We start from the raw sequence: 21,288 nt of genomic DNA, 5'->3' as shown, positions 1-21,288 counted from the left end.
ACCAATATAACATAAGGATACTCAGGTTTTCGTTACTGGTGTTATAGTGGAAGGTTACTGATTGCCAACAATAAAAAGAGAGTATTCAAACGACAATCGTTTAAATACTCTCTTCTATAGTTTAGAAATTACTTCCGAAAATTATCTATCACAACCAATGCCATCTCCATCACGATCAAGATGCTTACCATACCCTGGTTCTCCTTGATGAACTGGTGCGGCACCAGCTTCTCGAGCTTGCTTACAGTTTTTATAATATACATTAGTCGTTCGTTCTTTTTCCGCTCGGGCAGCCTCTTCTTGCTTACGTTGTTCCTCTGCTAAACGTTCTGCTTCTTCCTGTTTGCGTTGCTCTTCAGCTAGTCGATCTGCTTCTTCTTGTTTTCGTTGCTCTTCAGCTAAACGTTCTGCTTCTTCTTGTTTAGCCTTTTCCTCTGCTAAACGATTCGCTTCTTCTTGCTTGCGCTGCTCTTCAGCTAGTCGATCTGCTTCTTCTTGCTTTTGCTGCTCCTCTGCTAAACGCTCTGCTTCAGCATCTGTTTTATTGGATTGCTCATCAGCTGTTTTCGTATCTGGAGTAATAGCGTCTGTTTCTGTAGTGTCTTCTCCAAAAATCATTGCAAGAATGATTATAAAGCCGAATACATACATAAACGAGGCAACTGCTCTTTTCCACCACTTCCCACTGCGGAAGCCAAGCACCTTCTGATACCATTTTCTCTCTTTTGACTCGAAAGCTATTTTAGCATCCACTAAAAGCCCAACAAACTTCTTACCCGAGCTAGTTAAAACTAACTCTCCTTCTTCTCTGCTTATTACAGTTTTCATCGCAAACTGATCAACGACTGCATGAGAAAAGAACGTAAAAGGCCATCTATTCATTAAAGTTGCTGTTCGTTCCTTATCGTCATATTCATAAACTAAAATATCCGTATCTTCTACTAAAACAAAGTTGCCCTTTTTCTTTGTGCTTTGATAGTAGCCTTCCGCAATTAGCTTCGCATCTCTATGTTTTTCTCTTAGCAGTCTTTCTCCATTTTTCGCATGACCAAGATTATCACGCTTCATAACAAATGCTGTTATTTTCACGTTATTAGATCGCAAATCATTTAATCTATCTGCGTGTAAGAAATTATCAAAATTATGGGTAACTGTCGTAAGTACATTGGCTGATTTGTGATGGACAATATGCTCAAGGATTTCAATAAACTCCTTGCTGTCATCGTTAATTTTAATATCATCAAATATACGTGGCGTATACCCGATACTCAATTTTAATTGCCACTCATTTTTATCATTGCCATCTTTCTGAACACGAAAATCATTCACTTGATTATATGTATATACCGTATTTTCACTTCTAGAAAGAAATAGAATAGAGGTCGTTGTTAATACCAATACTCCCTTTACATCTCTACCACTTTTCTTATCAAACTCCGCCTCTATCACTTTTAAGACAGTATCCGTTGAATCTATAACGGTATGTCGTGCCTGCTCTAGAACTTTTCCATACACCGTCACTAAGGCTTTCTGACCTAATGTTGGTCGATTTCCTATCCACTTCTGCATACATGTACCTCCGTCTAAAATATCATTTTCTATTATAAACGGGTTTTCCAAATTCAGAGGTTTATGTAATTTTCAAATTTATTTAGACCCTTTGGCACAAACAAATTGTCCCTTACAGTAAATATTTCCTCTCCCTTTACCATTAATCTATCTAAAAAAATAATCACTATAAAATATTCTGAAATTTTAGATTCATAAAAATTATATGATAAAATTAAATAAAATTTATTCCATAAAAAGTAATAAAATTACATTTTTATCTTAGTCATATAAATGAAATATGTACAAAAATAAATAGATGAAGAGGTGTTGTGATGTTAATAACGGAAAAGAAAGAGCAAACGATTTTTGATCACGTGGGACATAAAATAACGACAGATAGAGAGATTGATATAGTTGCTAGATTAGAGGAACCATTAGTAGTGGTTTTAGGAAATATGTTAAGCCACGAAGAGTGCGATGAGCTAATCAGATTATCAATGGACCGAATGAAACGATCCAAAATTGGAGCGACACGCGAAGTAAATGAGCAGAGAACAAGCAGTGGTACGTTCATTGAAGAAAATGAAAACGCAATTGTTGCTAGAGTCGAAAAAAGAATCTCAGCTGTCATGAATATACCGATCGAACACGGAGAAGGCCTTCAAATCCTTCAGTATACCCCTGGTCAAGAGTATAAATCTCATTTTGATTTCTTTTCATCAACAAGCAAAGCAGCAAACAATAATAGAATCAGTACCCTCGTTATGTACTTAAACGATGTAGAGGAAGGCGGAGAAACCTTTTTTCCTAAGCTGAACTTTACCGTAACCCCTAAAAAAGGGATGGCAGTTTATTTCGAGTACTTCTATAACGATCAAACTTTAAATGAATTGACCCTACATGCGGGAGCACCAGTAATTAATGGTGAGAAGTGGGTTGCAACGCAGTGGATGAGGAAGCAGAAGGTTAGATGAGATTGGTTTGGCTGAAATGAAATTTTCATATTAAAAGGTGTGGTTAAGTGATTGGATAATCCTCACTTAACCACACCTTTTTAATAACGCTCTACTTAAGAATTAGCAATCTTATCAAACAATTCAATACTCCATATATTTTTGCAAATTTCTTTGTATAACTCTTGTCTTTCAATTAAATCAGCTTTGTTAAAATTGTGATGTGGTTTAAATAACAAATTGGTATTCTGTATAAATCGTAAAAACGAAGGATTATTGCTATAACAGTGAGAATTTAAAGATCTTGCCAATAGATTTTCACTATCATACTTCATAACTTTTTTACTGTATTCCATATCCTGATAACTTCTATTTTTATCTTTTGGCAAAATCAACAAACCGCCAAAGCGATTTCTAAAGGTTTTAAATTCTTCTTCTGTCTGAAATTCGCTTTGATAATTATCTTGAGTATAATCGTCTGCCCATATATGCTCAATATCGTAAGGATTCTTTTGCTGACGGTTAATATAGGTTGTAAAACTACTGTTAATCCCACAATTATATTCTACGTAGTAGGTCATTCTAGATAAAATATGAAGCATATATCTTCTTGTAAATTGATTCAGATAGAAGCTATCAATCCCTTCTAAAGATTGCTCCATTCCAGATATATAGTCTTTAAAAATAGTTACAAGTTCATCAACACTTTTTCTTCTAATTTTCTTTGTCAGATTAAATACGGTGTATTTTATAGAAGAATAATCCACTGTTCTAAAGTTAAATACTCGTATCGCTATGAACTGATCAATAAAACACGACACTAACTTTATCTTTTTATTGATAATTTCTGTTGTATCATCCTTATCAATCGATGCAAGTATGATTTGATACTGCAAGGTAAATCCTCTATCAGCATTGTGAAAAACATATTCGTATTCTTTATTAAAGTTATTGGAGTAATTCTTTAATCGAAGATAGATGTTAGAGAACAAATTAAATTCTTTTACAATGAAACGTTCAAAGTCTGAACTTTTTTCCAAATTTATAAGCAATTTATTTTCTCTAACCCATTTGTGAAAAGTTGTCCCGATAATTTCAAAATCCTTATTATCAGAATCCCTTTTCCCTTCCCTGATAGAATCAGCATACTGTGCTCTGAGCCAGCTTTTAATCAAGTCTGTATCTCCATCTTTGTCCATCTCTTTTAATGCCAAAACCCTTTCTTTCCATAAATCGTTTGCCTTATTTCTCACACTGTTGTCATTAATTTCAGAAAGTAAGTAGCCTTTAAGCATTTCCGTTGGAGTAAGTCTTAGGCCTCTATCGTTCATTGTAACAAAAATTCTATGAGCATCTTGTTCAGAAGTAGTTTTTATTTCAATGAAAACAAGTTTATCAATTACCCATTCAATGAAGACTGGCAGTACCTCTCCCTTAATTTCAACTGGAAAAAGTTCTTCAATATCTTTATACCGATTATATAGATTAATAACGCTCTCCGATGTTTCGTTAGTAATATCGTATGTTCCATTATCAAAAAATCCAGCTAAACAGGATTCTCGCTCTTCTACATTGATACAAAAGGTTTTCTGTCCATACATCTCCGAATAAATTAAGTTATCAATGTTCACTTTTGGATAAGTAGAGTTTTTCTGCAAATTATTTAGAAAGATAAGTAACAATGTCAATGAAGAAAGACGTTGCTGACCATCTATAATAGCATTATCATTGGTTAGGATGATAGGACCTAAAAAATAGCTCCCATATCGTATAACATCCCTTTGAGTGTCACCTTGCTGGTAAAACTCCAAGAATTCACCCGTTAAGTCTTCCATTAATTCTTCAATTTGTTTCCGTTCCCAATTATACTCACGCTGGTAATACTGGACCGTATATCGGTTGTTGAAAAGTGTACGGACTATAATTGCATTCCCTGTTATCTGTGTCATTTCTTTTTCTCCTTTAAACCAAGCTAACCTCATTGCAAACTCGACTAATTATCCTTTTCGCGAAATTTAAGATAAAAATATGGATTACATTACTCATCGATGCTTGAGAGTAGGGATATATTTTCACAAAAAATTTGATTCTCAAGTTATTACTATTTTACTGCACATACTTTACATATTAATAAGTAATTTAAGGATTTTAATCAATAACTAGGAAAACAGAATTATAAGCTTTCAATTATAATGTCTAACCCTCTAGCTATATCTGGATATAATTCGTGGCTACTCTTTGACTACGTTCTATTGAAACTCATTGAAACTAGATGATACAGACAAATAGAAAAAACTTGAATACCAAGGGTTTTGATACTGTATAAAATCATATGATTTCTTAGTATGAACGGTGTAAACGCTAAAATAAAATGGATAGCTTCTGCTAAATTACGAAGAGTGTGACGAACTCATCCGGTTGTCTAAAAACCGAATGAAACGATCCAAAATTGGAGCAACACGCGAAGTAAATGAGCAGAGAACAAGTAGTGTTACGTTCATCGAAGAAAATAAAAACACGATTGTTGCTAGAGTCGAAAAAAGAATCTCAGCTGTTATGAATATACCTATCGAACACAGAGAAGGCCTACAAATCCTTCAGTATACCCCTAGTCAAGAATATAAAGCCCATTTTGATTTCAGCAACAAGCAAAGCAACAAAGAATAATAGAATAAGTACGCTCGTCATGTACTTAAATGATGTAGAAGAAGGCGGAGAAACCTTTTTTCCTAAGCTGAATTTCACAGTAACACCTAAGAAAGGGATGGCCGTTTATTTCGAGTACTTCTATAACGATCAAACTTTAAATGAATTGACTTTGCATGGTGGAGCACCAGTGATTACTGGTGAGAAGTGGGTTGCTACTCAGTGGATGAGGAAGCAGAAGGTAAGATGAAAAAGAAAAAAGAACACACTGTTATTCTTTTGTAAAACAGTGTGTTTTTTTCTTTGAGTATAGCTCGCTTAGCAACCATTAACTCAACTATGTTATATCAGCTTCTTAAAAATTTTATTTACTCTTCCTTAAAATCTTAAAAGCAAGACCACCAGCTTTAGTACCTCCATAGATCTATCTATACAATGAAATATATTTCCTAACAAGTAATTAAGGATGTTGAACTCCTAACTTCTGAGGAATAATTCTCTATTCTAATTCTTTGCTTATTTTCTCAGCACGTTTATCGAAAAAAGCTTCATAATCATCATTCCAAATCCCATCCCCACTTAGATCTTCTATGAAATGGGTTTTCATTGTTTTAGGTTTGGGATTATGCAGAATCGAGTTTCGAAAAAACAAAAAAGCTTGCCGAAGCAAAAGGGGCAACCGTAAAAACTGAACTTGTTGACTTAAATGAAGCTCAGTGGAGAACTAATCATTGGGATTAAATTGTCTGTAGTTTTTGGACATTTCCCGAAAGAATTATGTATGCAAACACTTAGTGGAGTAAAGGAGGGAGTAAAACCAGGTGGATACTTTGTGACCGAAGTTTATTCACACTTTCAAATACCTTATAATAGTGGAGAACCACAAAAAGTGCAGGAGTTAGTTTAGATTTCGCGCCTCAGTTGGATTTATTAACTTGGTAACGAGCTTGCACCTCTTCTGGTGAGCAGTTTGAATATCGATGTAACTCCCTTGAAATAGTAGAAGGACTTCTTTTCAACCGTTCTGTAATTACCCGGATGGAACGTATGCAGACTATGGCGGATGGGGTCATATTGGATATTTTTATCAAGCTACAAATTGGCAAAATGATTTTGTTTGTTTTAGGCAGCCTGTTATCTAGATTGTACTTTCTTTTTCTGTACTGGATTCAGATGTTTACGGATCATTTGGGCAAGACGATGGAGCTAAACAATATTAAATTAGTATCATATCCTTTCTTCTTATTCTTCAAGAAAAAGCCAATTACTATGGATTTAATAGTAACTGGCTCTAATAAATTCTTTCGCTTTTGAAAAATCAATCGAATGGGATTTCATTCGACTCCATTAATTCTTTAAGCAACAACAGCTTTAGTTATATGTCTGGATCATAAGTACGATTATTACTATCGCCTTCATATACTTTTACAGGAACATTGTGAATGATATATGCCTGTTGGTCGATCTCCCAGTTCACATCTTTTTATATTTCATGTTCTTCTGACCATAACTGACCTCCTTGAATTATCATTACTAACTCCAGCGAAAACTGGAAATTGGATTGGTACCAAAAATTCAAACTTATCGTAAATCCTCTAGCAACAAATGCAGCCAACCTTCTTGATATGCAGCACGCTGATCGGTTTTCATTCTTTCAACAACCGTAGGCAAAATTTCTACCTTTTGCAATTTCAATAACCGCTCATTCGGTAGCAGTTCTTCAGACTTTCCTAGCATATAGCTTTTTTCATCCATATGCCAAAGCTCAGCGCGCCCTGGATAACGCTTCACAATTTTTTGCGCAATGTGTAACCCTTCCGGATCCAAATCCCCTGAATAATGCAGCACAACATCTTCGTCTTGCATGATTAAATCTAACAATCGCCAGCTTGCCATTCGAAGTTGACCATGTGTGCAAACGATCGGTGCATTCGGATTGAGATCCATTAATGTAGAAGCAACGCTTGAATTTTCAACAATCCATACATGCCGACCTACATTTGGTTCCACTCGGTTAACCTTCATGAGCTCACGCATCGGCATATTCAACGCGCTACAAGTCTCAACCGCTGCTTGCCAAACAGGATGTACCGTTTCACCTATATAGCCGTGGAAGCCTTGGCATGTGACAAAATTCCACAAGTCATCTTGGACAATTTGTAACTTCGCCAGTAAATCGACACGTTCCTCAGTCGTTCTCGGAAATGCCACTTCCTCATCGCTCAGACTAAAGGCAGCATGCACTAGCAGCTTACCTGCTAAAGTGTTCGTATCAAAGGCATGTGGATTTCCCGTCGTACGTTGTGCAAAAATCGGTAGCCGTTCAAATACATTTTCATCTAAACGCTGAAGGACAGCTTGTGCAACCCGCTCTATTTCTGGTAAAACACTTTCTTGCAACTGCCAAATAAAACGGCTATCCGAGGTGCGCTTTTCAATTTGCGCAAACCACCTCGGACAATCAACTAAAATATCACGCAACCGATCCACAAAGTCGGCTTCTGCTGTGTTTTTTTCTGCTAACGCCTGCTCCTTCGTCTGTAGCTTCTCCTTTAAAATTGCTTCCACAAGTTCTACTAATGAAATATTTGCAAAAGCTGATGTCGCTAACTGCTCTTCAAACTGCTTTAGAGACAACGAACCTTTTCTTGCTAGATGCACCAAGGGTACACCTAAAAAGCCAGCAATCTCCTCGATTTCTTCAGCAGTGAAATCCTTCAAAGAAATCGTTCCACGCATAGCACCTAGCGAATAATATTTTTTCTTGAACAATTGAAACAGCTTCACAAATGCTTTATGCTCAAATGCAGCTAATCTATTCAATTAACACACGTTCCTTACCATTCCACATATAATTTAAGACGGTTACGAAATCGGCATTTTTTGGTCGAACAAGCTCTGCAATTGCCAAGCTCGATACCGTATCATAATCCCCCCAAATGACCTGTGAGTTCATAATATAATTAAAGCCAAGCTGCTCCACTACCTCAAACATATCTCGAATATTTTGCTCATCGACACCTGCAAACGCTTCATCTAAAGAAATAATGTACGGTGCCATGTCATCCGCTTCCTTATATCGCGAATAAGCAGCTGTAAACAATGGGATATACATCGCCATCGCCTTCTCACCTCCACTAAACTTATAAAACGCATTGTTCGTCAGCTCTTTTTTCGTTTCGTTTTGGCGTGTATAAGACAGCACGAACGAGAACCACTTACGATAATCCAGCACTTCTTTTAGCACTTGATGCAATGTGTTCCCCTCATTACGTAAGCCAATGGTTTCCTTTGCGCTTTCAATACGCGAGCGGAAATGCTTCGTAATTTTTTGCAAATCGGTATCACTTAAAAAATTACTTTTACGTTGAAGAAGCTGCACAAGCTCCTTCGTATCCAGTTCATCCTCAGCCTCGGCTGTACGCGGCTTCCAGCTTACAGAGAAAATTAAACCAGAGGAATTATCCCGCTTGGCCATAATTTCATCCATCTGCTTGACCCACTGCTCTGCACGGGCAATACGCTGACGTAAAATACGACCAACAGAGTTAACAATAATATCCTCATATAACTCACGGTCCTGTTCATCTAAATAATGACGGCTCTCCTCTAAATCATTATTTAGCGCATGTTCAATCGTATAAGGGCTTACACGCTGCCCCCGATATTCTAACTCGATCATACGACGACCTTTCAATTGAATGAACGCTTCTAATCGTTCGTCATCCAACTCTGCAAGCTCTTCAAGCATTTCAGTTTCCTTTAAATAGCTGCTAACATGATATTCCGCTAAGTTATTCATTTCATCCTGGATAACTCTCGATAAACTCTCCTGCAGTTTGGAACGCTCCAGCTGCTGAAGCCTATCTTTTAATTGGCTAAAAATATCCTTCGCCACATGGCTATCTACTGGAACAAATTCTAAATCAAGCTCATTCTGCAATGCTCGCTGCCACTGCTGTAGCAGGAGCTGTGCAAATTTCACTTCTCTTGTAGAGCGCTCAAGCTCTACTTTCAGTCTTTCCATTTCCGATTCCTTACGTGGTAAATCAGTGCGGATTTTGTCATCTCGCTCTCTTAAACGCCTTAATACATCCTGCAACTGCGCAATTCGTTGCTGGATTTCATCCGCACCTTCAAGCTGAAGCTGTTGCTTTTGAGATTCGATTTCTGCCTCTTGCTTCGCCTGCTTGTTTTGAGATTCAATTAGCTCATCTTGATATTCCGCTAATGTATCCTCTAATTCCTCCAGTTGATGCTGTAATTCTTCCACTCTTGTTTTTGCATTCATTTGCTCAATTAATGTCCGGCGCAATTTATTGAATTCTTTGAGGTACTCATCCATTAATTGTAGTGCTTCGTTAATGGCTTCCTTTGTTTGAGCTATGTTTAGCATGTCCTGTGCTTGATGCAGCTTTTGACGCACTACTTTTAATTGCTGGCGCACTTCATTCCATTTGGCGTCGTTTTTCCTCCACTCTTCTTTTAACATACGTTGTAGAGTACTCGTCCCAAGCATTTCAGTATGAATATCATGAAGCGTTTGATCTGTTGGAATTGCCGCTTCCCATTCCTTCGTTACTTCAAAAGATTGCTTTAAATCTGCCAAATGCTGTTGCAGCTCTAGCAGTTCATTTTGCAATTGCGAAATGCTCTCCATTGTTATGGCAATTTGCTCCTGCTGATATCGTTTACGAGACGTTCGGCCGATGTACTTGGAAGGTCCTTGCTCTGGTGCATGCCCCTTCACAATTCCTAGATGGTAAAAGCCGCGCTCATCTACTGAAAATGCACCGTCGTTTTCATCAATCGGAATGCTGCGTAAAATTTCATCCACCAATCCAGGAGTAATTCCTTCTACCTCTACATCCGGCTGAAGGAAATCTGCTAATGTGTAGCCTAACAGCTGGGCATTGGGAATTAAAAGCGAATCCTCCTGTACCTCAAATACCTCGGAAGAAATGAGACTATCTAAAACACCTGTCGCTGAAAGCACCGCCTCCAGCCTCGCTTTTTGCTGGTCTGTCACATGCGCCTGATACTCCACTGCCGCATAAAACGGTACAAACGGAATTTCCTTCTCAGTAAGCTGCTGTCTGAATGCAATGGTCCCTTGCATACGCCCTGGCTCAGCCAGCTCCTCAGCACGTAATTTTTCAACCCGTTCCTCCAGCAGCCAAATGTCCTCGCGAATTTTCTGCTGAGCTTTTTCATTTTCTTTCCTTTCCGCCGTTAATTCACCGCGGTAGGTATTCAAACCACTATTTAAAATATTCATTGCCTCACGGTAAGTAGTCTTTTCATATAATTGATCTAAAATATGAGAGATTTGCTGTTGTTCCTCAGTCGAATAATCCAATTTCTCGTACTCTTGCATCCATGCAAAAATAGATGTTTTTAACTGATGTAACTCTTCATTAAACCAATGCTGTGCCTGGTCTAACTCCTTTTGCTTACTATCAATTTCTTTGCTAAATTCAGAGGATTTGCGCTCAAGCTCCTTATCTTGTTGCTGTAAGTGACTATGCTCTGTCACAAGCTTTTCCACTTGGCGCAGCTTCTCCCTATGTCCTGAGATTTCTCGCTCCCAATAGTCCAATTGCACAGAGTTTCGTGCCAAGCTATCTACATTTAAAGCATGAGCTGTAAAATCTGTATCTGTCGCTAAAGTAAGCATTTCCTGTAAGATTGCTCGCTGCTCTGCTTCCTTCATCTCTAGCTCTTCCTGTTTCTTGCGTTTATTATCTAACAAATGAATTCTTTTACTTTCAGCCGCATCCTTACGCTTTTGCTGTTTCTCGATATTTAAAACAACTCTTTCTAGTGACTGCTCGTTTTCCTTTAGCTTCTCCTGTAAATCCCATACTCGATGCTTCGAAAGAGAGATTCTTTCCTTTTCAGCTACTTCTAAATCTCGCTTTACGGTGATCTGCTCATCCGCCAGCTGCTGAGCCATTTGCGTCGCTTGGTTTAAATGCTGAGTCTGCTCTGCTTTTTTCGCTTCCACATCAGCTAAACGCTGCTCTGCCTTTACTACACGGTCCGCCCGCTCTGCTAAAATATACTCATTGTATGTTTTGTAGCGCTTCAAAATCTTTTGATTCGCCTCGAACTCTAGTGTCAGCTGCTCCAATTGCTGCTGCGTCTGGTCCATGCTCTCAATCGTATCCGATAAATGGCGCAATTCATCATCCGTTAAAGGTGGTAATGCTGACTCTAAAATTTCATAAATAACTGTCGGCTTAAAATCCTTTGATAACTTCGGAGCGCGCAACTGAATAAGCAGCTTCACTAAATCCTCATATGCCTCCATCGTTTCAAAGCCGAAAATATATTTATTCACAAGCTCTGCATATTCCTTTTGGGAATCAGTTACAACCCCACCGACCCCAATCCGATTTTGCAATTCCTTGTGTGAATACGGAATAATCTCTGTTTTATTGCGATGCGCTAAGTCAAAATCAAAGCCTATTCGGCGATTATCCGTAATAACGAAATACCACGACTTCAAATCCTTTTTGCGACGCGCCTGCATACCAATCCCGGTCGTCACGTACTGCTCTGTACCTTTCATTTTATATTCTATGAATAAATAGCCTGTACGCTCCTCGCGATTCGTAATTTCCTCTTCCCCAAGCAAATAATCGCTCATCTTACGGGCCTTTGAACCAAATGGATCTAAGCGGTCCGGTGTTTTTCGTCCATCTAACAGGACCGGAATAAAGCTTTGCATCGTCACCGATTTACCAGAGCCATTCGTCCCGCGCAAAAGCAGCTTCCCATCTTCAAATTCAAATGTTTCATCATCGTAATACCAAAAGTTTAGCAGCCCTGCTCGGTTTATTTGCCATTTGTTCATGCATATTCCTCCTTCTTATAATCTGATGGATATGCCCCTGCAAGTACACCAAGTAATGCATGAAGCTCAATAAACCCTTCCTCCAGAGAAGCCATACGCCAATTCACCATTTCCTCTACAACATCCTGGCGTACCCCAGCAATAGACTTTTCACGATATAGCTTCGCCCAGCCTTCACCAAACTCTTCTCGAAGTTCTTCTAAAATTCCATTTAACTGGCCTTCCGTCAACACAATATTGCCATTTTCCTGAGGTCTATACTCCTCTAAATGAGCATGTAAATAGTTAGAAAGCTGCAAAATAATATCCGTTACAGACTTCGTATTTGGAAATAGCTCATAGTATCTTTTGGGCTCTGTCACCGATAAAAAGGCCACATTTTTAAACACATGTAGCTTTAAATCACTATGCTTTTCAATGTCGTCACTAATGCGGTTGCGGTAATTTCGAATATAGGCGAAATCCTGGTCTTGACTGTCTCTTCTGAACATCGCAGGCGTTGTAAATAGCTGACGATATACTCGCTTTCGTCGCTCATCCTCATTTGTATATGTATGCTCCATGGACAATAGCTGCTGTGCATTTTCAACCGCTGTAAACTCCTCTGGGTGCACCCGCATAAAATAGCGACTATAAATCGTCACCTCATACAGTACTTCCTGTTCCTCATGATGATCAAAGTGCTGCACATCCCCATCTATCGTTTCGATTAAATGCAGATCAACAAGCACCTTCATCACCCGAATTAATGACTTACGATGCTGATAGAGCGTCCAGTCTAGTTCATCCAGCTCGTCGCTAATCGCACGAATTTCCTCACATAGCTCCGACAGCAAAAACTGCTCTTCGATACTCTTCTCTTCGATAAATGCAAGTGCATAGCAAAAAATCATATAATCCATCGGCGTCTGAAAATCTTGAATCCCCATCCAGCTTTCCGGGTGAATCGGTACCTTTTCAAGTTTTATAAAATGCTGGCGCACATGTATCTGTAATCCTAGTTTGTCATTCACATAACGCTGCAGCACTTTTTGCCGCTCACGAATCAGCTGATACATCACCGGCTCTTCTTTACGCAGCACCCAAAAATGATGCAATAAATAATCGAGTCCTTGTATCGCCTTCTCATCAAAACGCTCGTCCATCAGGCTTGTCCCTCCTCAACCAATTCAAAAATAACATCTTGCATATGTAAATCGCCATCTTGCGCTCGCATAACAACCTTTTCTTTTAACAGTTTCACACGCAGCAGCATACCAGATTCTGTCGTTACAAACCCTTCCTTATTCGTCCGCGCCTTTGACATCCAACTAAGCAATAGTTTACGCATAAAAGGTTCCACCCGCTCTAACTGTGAAAGCTGTACAAACCCATCTTTGAAATAATCTTTTACAGCCTGCTCCTGCTCCTGACGTTCCTTCAAATATAGTGCCCGCTGTTCTCGCTTCTTCTCTGTTTGTAATTCGGTGCCAGTTGCCTTTGTTTTTTCACGGTATTTACTCGTCCGCGGCTTAATCGTCACCTTCTCCGGCTGCTCGCTCCACGTATCCGCATGCAAATCATCCGTTGTATAGGTTTTTAACTGCACATGCTTCACCTGCATAGCTCCAAACACGATGGCCGAAACTTTATGGGCCTCCTCCATCGTTTCACACCCTTTAAACCACTTAGCTAAATGTAAATAATCGTTACGACGGCTTTTAAAATGATGCTGGCGTTCGCCTAGCCTTTGCACATAGCGCGTAATACGACGAATCATTTCATTCGTTTGCCACTGCAGCATTTCTAGCTCACTTTTTTGCCCCTCGATTTCTAAAAACCAGCGCTTCATCGAATAAAAATAAGCTGCATATTGCTCCATATATTCCTCATCCTTTTTGGACACATCCTCCAACCTCGGAATCGACTTTTCCTTAATAATGAGCAGCTTAAAAAACGGCTGCATCTTCGCATTCGTATGCTTATGCAGTAGCTCAATAATTTGAATGGAAGTACGCTGCAAAGACACGATAAAGTCACGCAAATAATTAGTAAACTGAGCCTTATATACAAGAAAAGCCTCCGTTTGCATTCGCTGATCTGTCTTTTCACTATTAATATAGGCGATATAATCGGCTGTGCTCGTACGAATCGTTTTAAAATAACGCAATAAATCCTCCCATACATGCATGCAAGCATCCGGTGTCATTGGTGGATTTTCTAGCTTTTGTAATACCTCTAGCAAACGTTCAAACTGCGAGCGTTCAAGTGACCCTTTGAAGGTGTCATCCACCTTACGCTCCAGCTCAATCAGCATCCGTTCAATTTCAATCGTATACGGCGTCGGTTGATAGCGAAAACGCTTCTTCTTATATTCCTCAATCGTGCGGGCATTTGTCATGTCCTGTCGTGCCGTTAAGTTATTCCACTTCACAAGCTGCGTCAACTGCTGATGCAACTGCTCCTCTTCATAATCAGCAAACTGCGGAATTGTACACAAATGCTGCAACACTTCCTCTGGTGTTATAAAATCCCGCATTTTCTCATGCTGCAAATAAAAATACCGGAGGATCGTTCGGTACTGTGCCGCTGACTGCGCCGTTAAATAAGATGCCTCTATAACTGCCTTCATCATGAAATTCATTTACCAACCTACTCTCCTATGTATTTGTATGTATAGTATCAAGTGCATAAACTATTAACTATTTAAATAAAGCCAATATATCATAAGGTGAATTTCCATTATAGTGGATGAATTGTAGCCCCTTCACTGGTTTATATAGAAAAAACCCTTGAGCAACAAGGGTTTTAAAACTAAATTATATTATAGTATATAGTCCAATGTGGAAGTCTAACATTTCCAAATTTCAAATACCTAACTAAACTCATTTTATAATAACTTGTCGTTCTAGGGAAGATGCTCCACCTGTTTTTTGGTAATAGAATAGCAAACTTTTTATAACAAATGCTAATCACTTTTATTTTGCTTTTATTCTTATGGCTTAGGAACCTAGATCACTACGCTGGTACACAAAGAAGGTTGATCTAATAAAAGAGTTTTTTTGAAGTATGTAACATTTTAATGTTTGGGAGAGTTCCTGTAAGTATTAATCACTATTTCCGATTTACACGTAAGTTTATTTAAATTTATTTACACAAACAGATATAATAAAACTTAAAGTAACTTTTATTAACGAAATAGCCCTAGCTAGGAGGATATATAAATGGGTGACATTAAATTTTTTAAAATAAATGGAGAAGATGTGTGGGAGTTGCGTGGTCATTCGGTTGCTTTAGAAAAATCACTACAGCACTTAATTGAGAAGCATCTAGAAGCATTTCTCGGTATAAAGTTTTTGGCTTCCGAGTATTCTACAGGTAAACGACACGGTGGAAGAATCGACACACACACTTGGTTTAGATGAAAATAACTCACCTGTCATTATCGAATATAAACGAGCTAGGAATGAAAAAGTGATTAACCAAGGTCTTTATTATTTAGATTGGCTACTGGACCTTAAGGCAGAATTTGAATTAATGACCTTAAGAAGATTCGGTCCTTCAATAGCAGAAAATATCGATTGGAGCAGCCCACGCCTATTATGTATAGCTGGTAATTTTACAAAGTTTGATGAACATGCCGTTCAACAGATCATCGGAACATCGAGCTTTATCAATACAAACACTATATTTATGGTTTCTTAATGTTAGACCTATGAATGCAACAACAGTGCAGACTGTCTATATTGATGATGAACCTGCTGGTATTACACACAAAACTAATAATAAAACATCCAAAACTGTTTCAGATTACGTAGCACAAGCAAATGAAACACTCACAGATCGCTTCGAGAATTTAAAAGCTTCTATGATTGCCTTAGGCGACGACGTACAAATGAAGACGTTAAAAAACTATTTCGCCTTCAAACGAATTAAAAACTTTGCCTGCGTTGAAGTCCATCTAAATTCCAATACCATACTACTGTATCTAAAGGTAGACCCTTCCACTATATCTCTAGAACCAGGCTTTACACGTGATGTATCTAATATTGGGCATTACGGTACTTGAGATTTAGAGATAAGGATTAATAAAGATGAAGACCTAGAGAAGGCGAAACACTTTATAGAGCAGTCTTATGATGTTAGTTTAAAAACTTCCTATTGAGTACGTTTGTACTCAATAGGAAGTTTTTCCCGTATAAAAGGAGATTAAAGTTTAGACGGATCTTTAAATTCTATAGAATATACTCAAACCAGTAAAATATTTAGAATAAATATTTTATTAAATCACACCCAACTCCCTCAACTGCTCTATCTTCTCATCAGACAGCCCCACCTGCTCCTTCAATATCTGAATCGTATGCTCTCCCTTATCGGGTCCCAATGTGCGTACTTCCCCAGGTGTAAGAGAAAACTTCGCTACGACGTTTGGTATTCGCATTTCTCCAAAGTCTTTATCAGGAACATGTATGAAGGATTCTCTATGCTGATAGTGAGGGTCTTCAAATAGCTGGGCAATGTTATACATTGGGCCTGCGATAGCACCACATTCGTCAAAGCGTGCAACTACCTCTTGTAATGTGTGCTTTCGAACCCAGTCTCCTATAATACCATCTAATTCTGCTACATACTGAACTCGTTGTTCATTGGTACAGAACTTTGGATCTGTAATTAGGTCCTCTCGTCCAATTGCTTTGAATATATTTTCGGTGATAGATTGTGAGGAGCCTGGTAGGGCGATCCATGTATTATCCTTTGTTAGATAGGCATTTCGTGGAGCTGTTTGTAGGCTGCTATTTCCGATAGGGACAGGAATTTTGTTTAATTGATCGTATGCGGTTATTTGGGGCTCCAGTAAGAGCATTAATAGCTCGTAATGATTGATATCAATCCGCTGCCCTTCTGATATACCATTCTTTATTTGCCCATATAGCGCAATCATGATGGAAAGTGCGCCAAATATACTGGAAACACCGTCTGCCAGTACCGTGCCGGTAAGGTAGGGTTGCCCCCCTTCTCCCCATTAATAGAGGTGAAGCCACTCATTGCCTCTACCACAGTACCAAATCCTGCTTTTTTGGCGTATGGTCCGGTTTGTCCAAAGCCTGAGGTACGAAGTAAGATGAGCTTTGGATTAGCCTCTTTCATTACTTCCCACGTTAAGCCCCATTTATCTAGTGTGCCTGGGCGGAAGACCCCTTATATTCAGATTAAATAAAATTGGATGAACCAATTTTCCAATATAAAAAGATTTGTGTCAATCCATACTTTTCAGTTAACTTAAAAGAATAATAAAAAAGATATTAAACAGGGTTTTACCTATGTTTAATATCTTCATATCTTCTATATTTTATATAAGACTGTGTATAGACGGCGGGAGTTGAACCACTAGTTCCTAAAAATGCTTTTAAACCAGCGTTTATAAGGGTGTATGGATGCTGCAAGAAATATTTGACTACGTTTTAGACTACGTTTGAATAAAAAATAACGTTGTGGGGGCAAAGTTTTTCTAGGTTTTTTTATTCCTATATAATAGAAGAAATTAGTTCCACACTTTCTAGAAGGATGAAACAACAATATATATCAGTGAACAAAGTCTGTGACTTTCATAAATGATAACTCTATTTATAAGTGACTAAGTTCTTTTACGTGCAAGAGTCATTAGCACAAAGGCAGAATAATATGAAAAAAAATTCAACTATCCCTTTAGTAAAAATAATTCACTGGGTTACGAGAGACATCTCAATCCGTACTGAGCTTTTAGTTCAATATCTTTTCTCCGGATGATTTCGATGTCTATACCCAGATTCACTTAATTCATCTTTCCCTATTTATTTCCTGTTTGTTAAAAGCATTCAGTTTTTCGGAGACTCCTTTGAAAGTTGATACCAAGTCATAGGGATAAATATCTAGGAAGTAAATATCCCCGTTCTGTTTGTAAAAGGCATTTTTCCTACAGGTTTTCTCGCAATAATCTTGGAAGAAAGAATCGGTTAAATTAGGATTGTACAATCCATAATATTCCATTATGAGAGGCTTATCTAGCTTTATATTATTGATTTTACTGATTACAAAGTCCGGAATATACGACTCATTATGTTCTTCATTCCAAAATTTATAAAATCGTTGGTTTCCTACATAAGTAATAGAAATCCCACATTCTCTTTTTAAATATTCATAAATCAAACATTCTTCATTGGAATCAAACACAACGCCATCGAAGGAGATACTTAATTTGAAATTTTCAGGTTGAAGACCCCACTGTGGAAATATATAGGACAACCATTCATAGTAGCTCCCATAGTGATCATATTCATGCAAACAACGGTTCAAACGATGTTCTCCAATTATTCTTAATGAGGAAACTGTAAAAATTTTAGGGATATCCCTGTTGATATTTAATTCGTTGATATTCAACCTGGTTTCAACAAACCATCGAAGATATTCATCTGCGTGTTGTTTCTCACTCCAAAAATCCCCTGGAACCAACCGGAATTCCCAATGTTTGAAGTTGTATTCTGAAAATACATCGTTTAAAATGTCGCATATATTATTTCCAAGAAGAAAATATGTGATTTTGTACCTTCGGATGTCATTGTAATTCAATTCAATGATATCTTCTCTGCTTTCCTTTTTTAGCAATTCCTTTATGATGTGAACAATGATTTCATTTCTCTTCACATGTGAGTCGTATATTTCTTGAGGCAATTTACTAATACGACCATCCAAATACATATGATACCATTCGATGGCTGTAAAGGTATTAAACATCTTTTCGAAATCTAGCGTAATTCCGTATTTTAACCTATATTTTGTAATGTTGGTGATTTTGTTTCTGCAATTAATGCAAGTGTAGTAGTTTATGTTCAAGTTGAAGTTTTCTTCTGTATATTCCTTTAACTCACCGCATTTAGGGCATGTGATTTTATTGTCTATTATATCACTTGCCATCACGACCTTCTTCTTAAATGTCAATTTCTCCTCTTTGATTTTCGTCCAGATAGCGTTACTGCTTCTGTCCAGCATTGCAGCCAATTCGTCGAGTGTTTTGTCTGGATTGTTTATCAAAACCTGTCTTTCATTCTCTGACCAGGGTCTGTTCATCAATCTGATATCTACCTTTAATGCACCGGCTTTATAAAGAATTTGACTATAATCCTTATGAGGGAATAATGGGAGGATTTCATTCATACTTAGCCCGTCGCACTCTTTTAGCATTCGTTCTTCATCTTCACTCCATACTTCCTCCCTGAAAAATCCCAGTGAATTTAATTTGTGTGAGATTTTGTTCTCATTGTATTTACCTTTAAAGAATTGATAGATTTCGCCAAGTTTTTTGCCTTCATTTCTTAAACGGATCAAATCCCTGACTTCTTCTTCCTCCCATCTCTGCCAACGGTTGATGTCCTTATAGATCCCCTCAGCATTAATAAAATTCAGGACCGTTTGTTGTGAGCAATTAAATGCCTCACCAATCTCCTTCAATGTCTTGTTTTGCTGAATGTACATTTCCGTGATTTTTCTTTTGTTCTTTAATAACTCTTTTTGTAAATTTCCTCTTAGTTCAATTCCGTGCTTCTTTATCCAATATCTAAGAGTTGACACACCGCAACCCAATTGGACGGCTAATTGGTTATAGGATAACTTTTCCACCTTTAACTTTTGAATCAAGAACTCCTTATTTTTGTATTTTTCCATAAAAACACCATCTTTCTCATTCAAAAGGACGTACATTAACTGCCGTAATTGAAGATCGTGAATAGCCATTTATTTCTTTAAACCATTTAAAAAGGGTACAAAATTAGATGAAAAAAATCCGATATAAAAAATATCGGACCAAAATAATTTATCATTTATATTATAAATAAAAATAAGTTAAATAACCACCCTATGCGGATAGCTATTACTTAATGAATTCCGGTCGTTATTTGTTTCTTTTAAATGTTGTGAATAGTCGCAGTTAAAGTAAACGGGTTCTTTAGTTAAAAATCGTTGGATTGCTCAGGCAGCTCTTATTCTTATTCTTATTCTTATTCAACTTCCGGGATAGAATTGTATAAAGAGATTAGTAAAGAACATATCCTCACTAATATATTTCTTCGTCAAGAACCGAGAAATAATTTACAGAAAGATGAAACTATTATTTCATACTAACCGTATATCCTAGATAGATTGCTATTTTCTTTTAATGAAAAAAATTCAGTTCCTTTGAGAAGATAGTCAATTAATAAAGGAGGTCATACGATGAGAAGGGAACAAAAAAATAAACAGAACACCTGGGAGGCAACTGAAATGAATTTAATAAAATGGTCATTACTCATTAAGTTAGGGGGTAATTTGCATGGCTAGATGTACGGCTCCAGTAAGGGGGCATCAATCAGCCAGTGCACGAGCCAACTGCCCAGCGTGCGGTGGGAGATACAGTAGCAACTATAGGTCGTACTCACCCCCATCTTATAGAAGTGGAGGCAGCTTAAGTAGTAGCGGAGGGTCCGGCAGCAGTGCAAAACCACGTTGGTCGGGAGCAGGTTCGTCTGTGGTGTACACGATTCAAGAAGTTAGGGCACTCACACCAATCCGTAACAGCGTCGAAAAGCTGGCTGAGCGAGATGATCTTGACCTTAGGGACGTCTTCCTCTGCCATGCTTGGGACGATCGGAAGGGAGTCGCCAAGGATCTGCACGACCTGCTTGAGGCACAAGGTGTCTCCGTCTGGTTCAGTGAAAAAGACGTTGGCCTCGGCGTGCCGCTACTTCGTGCAATAGACAAGGGGTTGGCGAAATCGCGAGTTGGGCTTGTGCTGGTGACCCCTGCGTTGCTAAGTCGCCTCCAAACAGAGGGTATTGCCGACAAAGAACTTTCGGTACTCCTCTCTGGCGAGCGTCTCATTCCGATTGTGCACGGCACTACGTATGAAGCTCTACGCGAAGTCAGTCCTTTGCTTGGTTCACGAAGTGGTCTGAGTACTGCCGAAGAACCGATAGAAGACGTCGTGACCAAACTTACAGAACTTGTCACCATTTGAGCTCTATTTTTCTATTCAATTTTGTTAATAAACTACTATATTTTAATTGAACAGAAAAAGCCTTCCGATATTTATAGTTGCTGGTAGGCTTTTTCTTTATTAGATTTACTTCTATTTATATACATGCTACCGGCAAAATTTAGGTGATTTGAGGTGCGGTAGTAGCATCATATCTATCTCTTTAAAAAAAGTAATCACCATTACTTTACACATCGCTAACCCCACCTATAACCTTCAGACTCCTCTATCCAATCAAACATCTTCTGTATAAAAAA

The 21,288-nt window shown here is 38.1% G+C and carries 14 protein-coding genes and 3 pseudogenes; 8 read left to right on the top strand and 9 right to left on the bottom strand.

The window, feature by feature from the left end:
* Nucleotides 1-141 precede the first annotated feature (141 nt).
* A complete protein-coding gene (locus MKY09_RS05400; protein WP_342567798.1) occupies nt 142-1,569 on the bottom strand; it encodes an excalibur calcium-binding domain-containing protein in 1,428 nt (475 codons plus the stop codon).
* Between the two features lie 314 nt (nt 1,570-1,883).
* On the opposite strand from MKY09_RS05400, the gene MKY09_RS05395 reads away from it, so the two are divergent.
* Nucleotides 1,884-2,525 (top strand): 2OG-Fe(II) oxygenase, encoded by a 642-nt coding sequence (locus MKY09_RS05395; protein WP_342567797.1) that lies wholly within the window; start codon nt 1,884-1,886, stop codon nt 2,523-2,525.
* Between the two features lie 95 nt (nt 2,526-2,620).
* On the opposite strand, the gene MKY09_RS05390 is transcribed toward MKY09_RS05395, so the two are convergent.
* Entirely contained in the window at nt 2,621-4,453 is a 1,833-nt protein-coding gene (locus tag MKY09_RS05390) for a DUF262 domain-containing protein (RefSeq protein ID WP_342567796.1), read from the bottom strand.
* Nucleotides 4,454-4,886: 433 nt separating this feature from the next.
* Between MKY09_RS05390 and MKY09_RS05385 the strand changes: the two are divergent.
* Nucleotides 4,887-5,400 (top strand): annotated as a pseudogene (locus MKY09_RS05385) (2OG-Fe(II) oxygenase); the annotation flags it as partial.
* Nucleotides 5,401-5,768: 368 nt separating this feature from the next.
* Nucleotides 5,769-6,036 (top strand): annotated as a pseudogene (locus MKY09_RS05380) (class I SAM-dependent methyltransferase); the annotation flags it as partial.
* Between the two features lie 31 nt (nt 6,037-6,067).
* Here MKY09_RS05380 and MKY09_RS05375 read toward each other — a convergent pair.
* The gene (locus MKY09_RS05375) at nt 6,068-6,223 is read right to left on the bottom strand and encodes a helix-turn-helix domain-containing protein (RefSeq protein ID WP_342567795.1); all 156 of its coding nucleotides are present in this window, start codon (nt 6,221-6,223) and stop codon (nt 6,068-6,070) included.
* Between MKY09_RS05375 and MKY09_RS05370 the strand changes: the two genes are divergently transcribed.
* Complete coding sequence (locus MKY09_RS05370) at nt 6,198-6,464, top strand: hypothetical protein (RefSeq protein ID WP_342568273.1); 267 nt, start codon at nt 6,198-6,200, stop codon at nt 6,462-6,464. The two genes, MKY09_RS05375 and MKY09_RS05370, sit on opposite strands and share 26 nt — an antisense overlap.
* Before the next feature lie 267 nt (nt 6,465-6,731).
* Here MKY09_RS05370 and MKY09_RS05365 read toward each other — a convergent pair whose 3' ends face one another.
* From MKY09_RS05365 to MKY09_RS05350, 4 genes are read right to left on the bottom strand one after another with little or no spacing between them, the layout of a single operon-like run.
* Nucleotides 6,732-7,973 carry a TIGR02679 domain-containing protein gene (locus MKY09_RS05365; RefSeq protein ID WP_342567794.1) on the bottom strand — a complete coding sequence of 414 codons (1,242 nt, stop codon included), beginning with the start codon at nt 7,971-7,973 and terminating at the stop codon, nt 6,732-6,734.
* Nucleotides 7,966-12,009 (bottom strand): TIGR02680 family protein, encoded by a 4,044-nt coding sequence (locus tag MKY09_RS05360; RefSeq protein ID WP_342567793.1) that lies wholly within the window; start codon nt 12,007-12,009, stop codon nt 7,966-7,968. Before MKY09_RS05360 ends, MKY09_RS05365 begins: the two co-directional genes overlap by 8 nt.
* The gene (locus MKY09_RS05355; RefSeq protein ID WP_342567792.1) at nt 12,006-13,154 is read right to left on the bottom strand and encodes a TIGR02678 family protein; all 1,149 of its coding nucleotides are present in this window, start codon (nt 13,152-13,154) and stop codon (nt 12,006-12,008) included. The genes MKY09_RS05360 and MKY09_RS05355 overlap by 4 nt, the downstream gene beginning before the upstream one ends.
* Entirely contained in the window at nt 13,154-14,632 is a 1,479-nt protein-coding gene (locus MKY09_RS05350) for a TIGR02677 family protein (RefSeq protein WP_342567791.1), read from the bottom strand. Before MKY09_RS05350 ends, MKY09_RS05355 begins: the two co-directional genes overlap by 1 nt.
* A gap of 580 nt (nt 14,633-15,212) precedes the next feature.
* Between MKY09_RS05350 and MKY09_RS05345 the strand changes: the two genes are divergently transcribed.
* The 3 genes from MKY09_RS05345 to MKY09_RS05335 are packed head-to-tail and all read left to right on the top strand — an operon-like array spanning nt 15,213 to nt 16,057.
* On the top strand, nt 15,213-15,413 hold the full coding sequence (locus MKY09_RS05345) for a hypothetical protein (protein ID WP_342567790.1): 201 nt from the start codon (nt 15,213-15,215) through the stop codon (nt 15,411-15,413).
* Nucleotides 15,379-15,693: a hypothetical protein gene (locus tag MKY09_RS05340; RefSeq protein WP_342567789.1), complete on the top strand. Its 315-nt coding sequence runs from the start codon at nt 15,379-15,381 to the stop codon at nt 15,691-15,693. The genes MKY09_RS05345 and MKY09_RS05340 overlap by 35 nt, the downstream gene beginning before the upstream one ends.
* 10 nt (nt 15,694-15,703) lie before the next feature.
* Entirely contained in the window at nt 15,704-16,057 is a 354-nt protein-coding gene (locus MKY09_RS05335) for a DUF5655 domain-containing protein (protein ID WP_342567788.1), read from the top strand.
* Between the two features lie 213 nt (nt 16,058-16,270).
* Here the strand turns inward: MKY09_RS05335 and MKY09_RS05330 are convergent.
* Nucleotides 16,271-17,136: pseudogene (locus tag MKY09_RS05330) on the bottom strand (CoA transferase).
* A 669-nt stretch (nt 17,137-17,805) separates the two neighbouring features.
* Nucleotides 17,806-19,686, bottom strand: a complete 1,881-nt coding sequence (locus tag MKY09_RS05325) for a hypothetical protein (protein ID WP_342567787.1) — start codon at nt 19,684-19,686, stop codon at nt 17,806-17,808.
* A gap of 643 nt (nt 19,687-20,329) precedes the next feature.
* On the opposite strand from MKY09_RS05325, the gene MKY09_RS05320 reads away from it, so the two are divergent.
* Nucleotides 20,330-21,013, top strand: a complete 684-nt coding sequence (locus tag MKY09_RS05320) for a toll/interleukin-1 receptor domain-containing protein (protein ID WP_342567786.1) — start codon at nt 20,330-20,332, stop codon at nt 21,011-21,013.
* Nucleotides 21,014-21,288: the final 275 nt, after the last annotated feature.

It is taken from the genome of Psychrobacillus sp. FSL K6-4046, assembly GCF_038624605.1.
Lineage (GTDB): Bacteria > Bacillota > Bacilli > Bacillales_A > Planococcaceae > Psychrobacillus.
This window is presented reverse-complemented; position numbering and strand designations above follow the sequence as displayed.

What these genes read in the sequence shown, in the direction of transcription:
- MKY09_RS05400 (WP_342567798.1), bottom strand. Translation starts at nt 1,569, where the DNA reads ATGCAGAAGTGGATAGGAAATCGACCAACATTAGGTCAGAAAGCCTTA.
- MKY09_RS05395 (WP_342567797.1), top strand. Translation starts at nt 1,884, where the DNA reads ATGTTAATAACGGAAAAGAAAGAGCAAACGATTTTTGATCACGTGGGA.
- MKY09_RS05390 (WP_342567796.1), bottom strand. Translation starts at nt 4,453, where the DNA reads ATGACACAGATAACAGGGAATGCAATTATAGTCCGTACACTTTTCAAC.
- MKY09_RS05370 (WP_342568273.1), top strand. Translation starts at nt 6,198, where the DNA reads ATGCAGACTATGGCGGATGGGGTCATATTGGATATTTTTATCAAGCTA.
- MKY09_RS05375 (WP_342567795.1), bottom strand. Translation starts at nt 6,223, where the DNA reads ATGACCCCATCCGCCATAGTCTGCATACGTTCCATCCGGGTAATTACA.
- MKY09_RS05360 (WP_342567793.1), bottom strand. Translation starts at nt 12,009, where the DNA reads ATGAACAAATGGCAAATAAACCGAGCAGGGCTGCTAAACTTTTGGTAT.
- MKY09_RS05355 (WP_342567792.1), bottom strand. Translation starts at nt 13,154, where the DNA reads ATGGACGAGCGTTTTGATGAGAAGGCGATACAAGGACTCGATTATTTA.
- MKY09_RS05350 (WP_342567791.1), bottom strand. Translation starts at nt 14,632, where the DNA reads ATGAATTTCATGATGAAGGCAGTTATAGAGGCATCTTATTTAACGGCG.
- MKY09_RS05345 (WP_342567790.1), top strand. Translation starts at nt 15,213, where the DNA reads ATGGGTGACATTAAATTTTTTAAAATAAATGGAGAAGATGTGTGGGAG.
- MKY09_RS05335 (WP_342567788.1), top strand. Translation starts at nt 15,704, where the DNA reads ATGAATGCAACAACAGTGCAGACTGTCTATATTGATGATGAACCTGCT.
- MKY09_RS05325 (WP_342567787.1), bottom strand. Translation starts at nt 19,686, where the DNA reads ATGGAAAAATACAAAAATAAGGAGTTCTTGATTCAAAAGTTAAAGGTG.
- MKY09_RS05320 (WP_342567786.1), top strand. Translation starts at nt 20,330, where the DNA reads ATGGCTAGATGTACGGCTCCAGTAAGGGGGCATCAATCAGCCAGTGCA.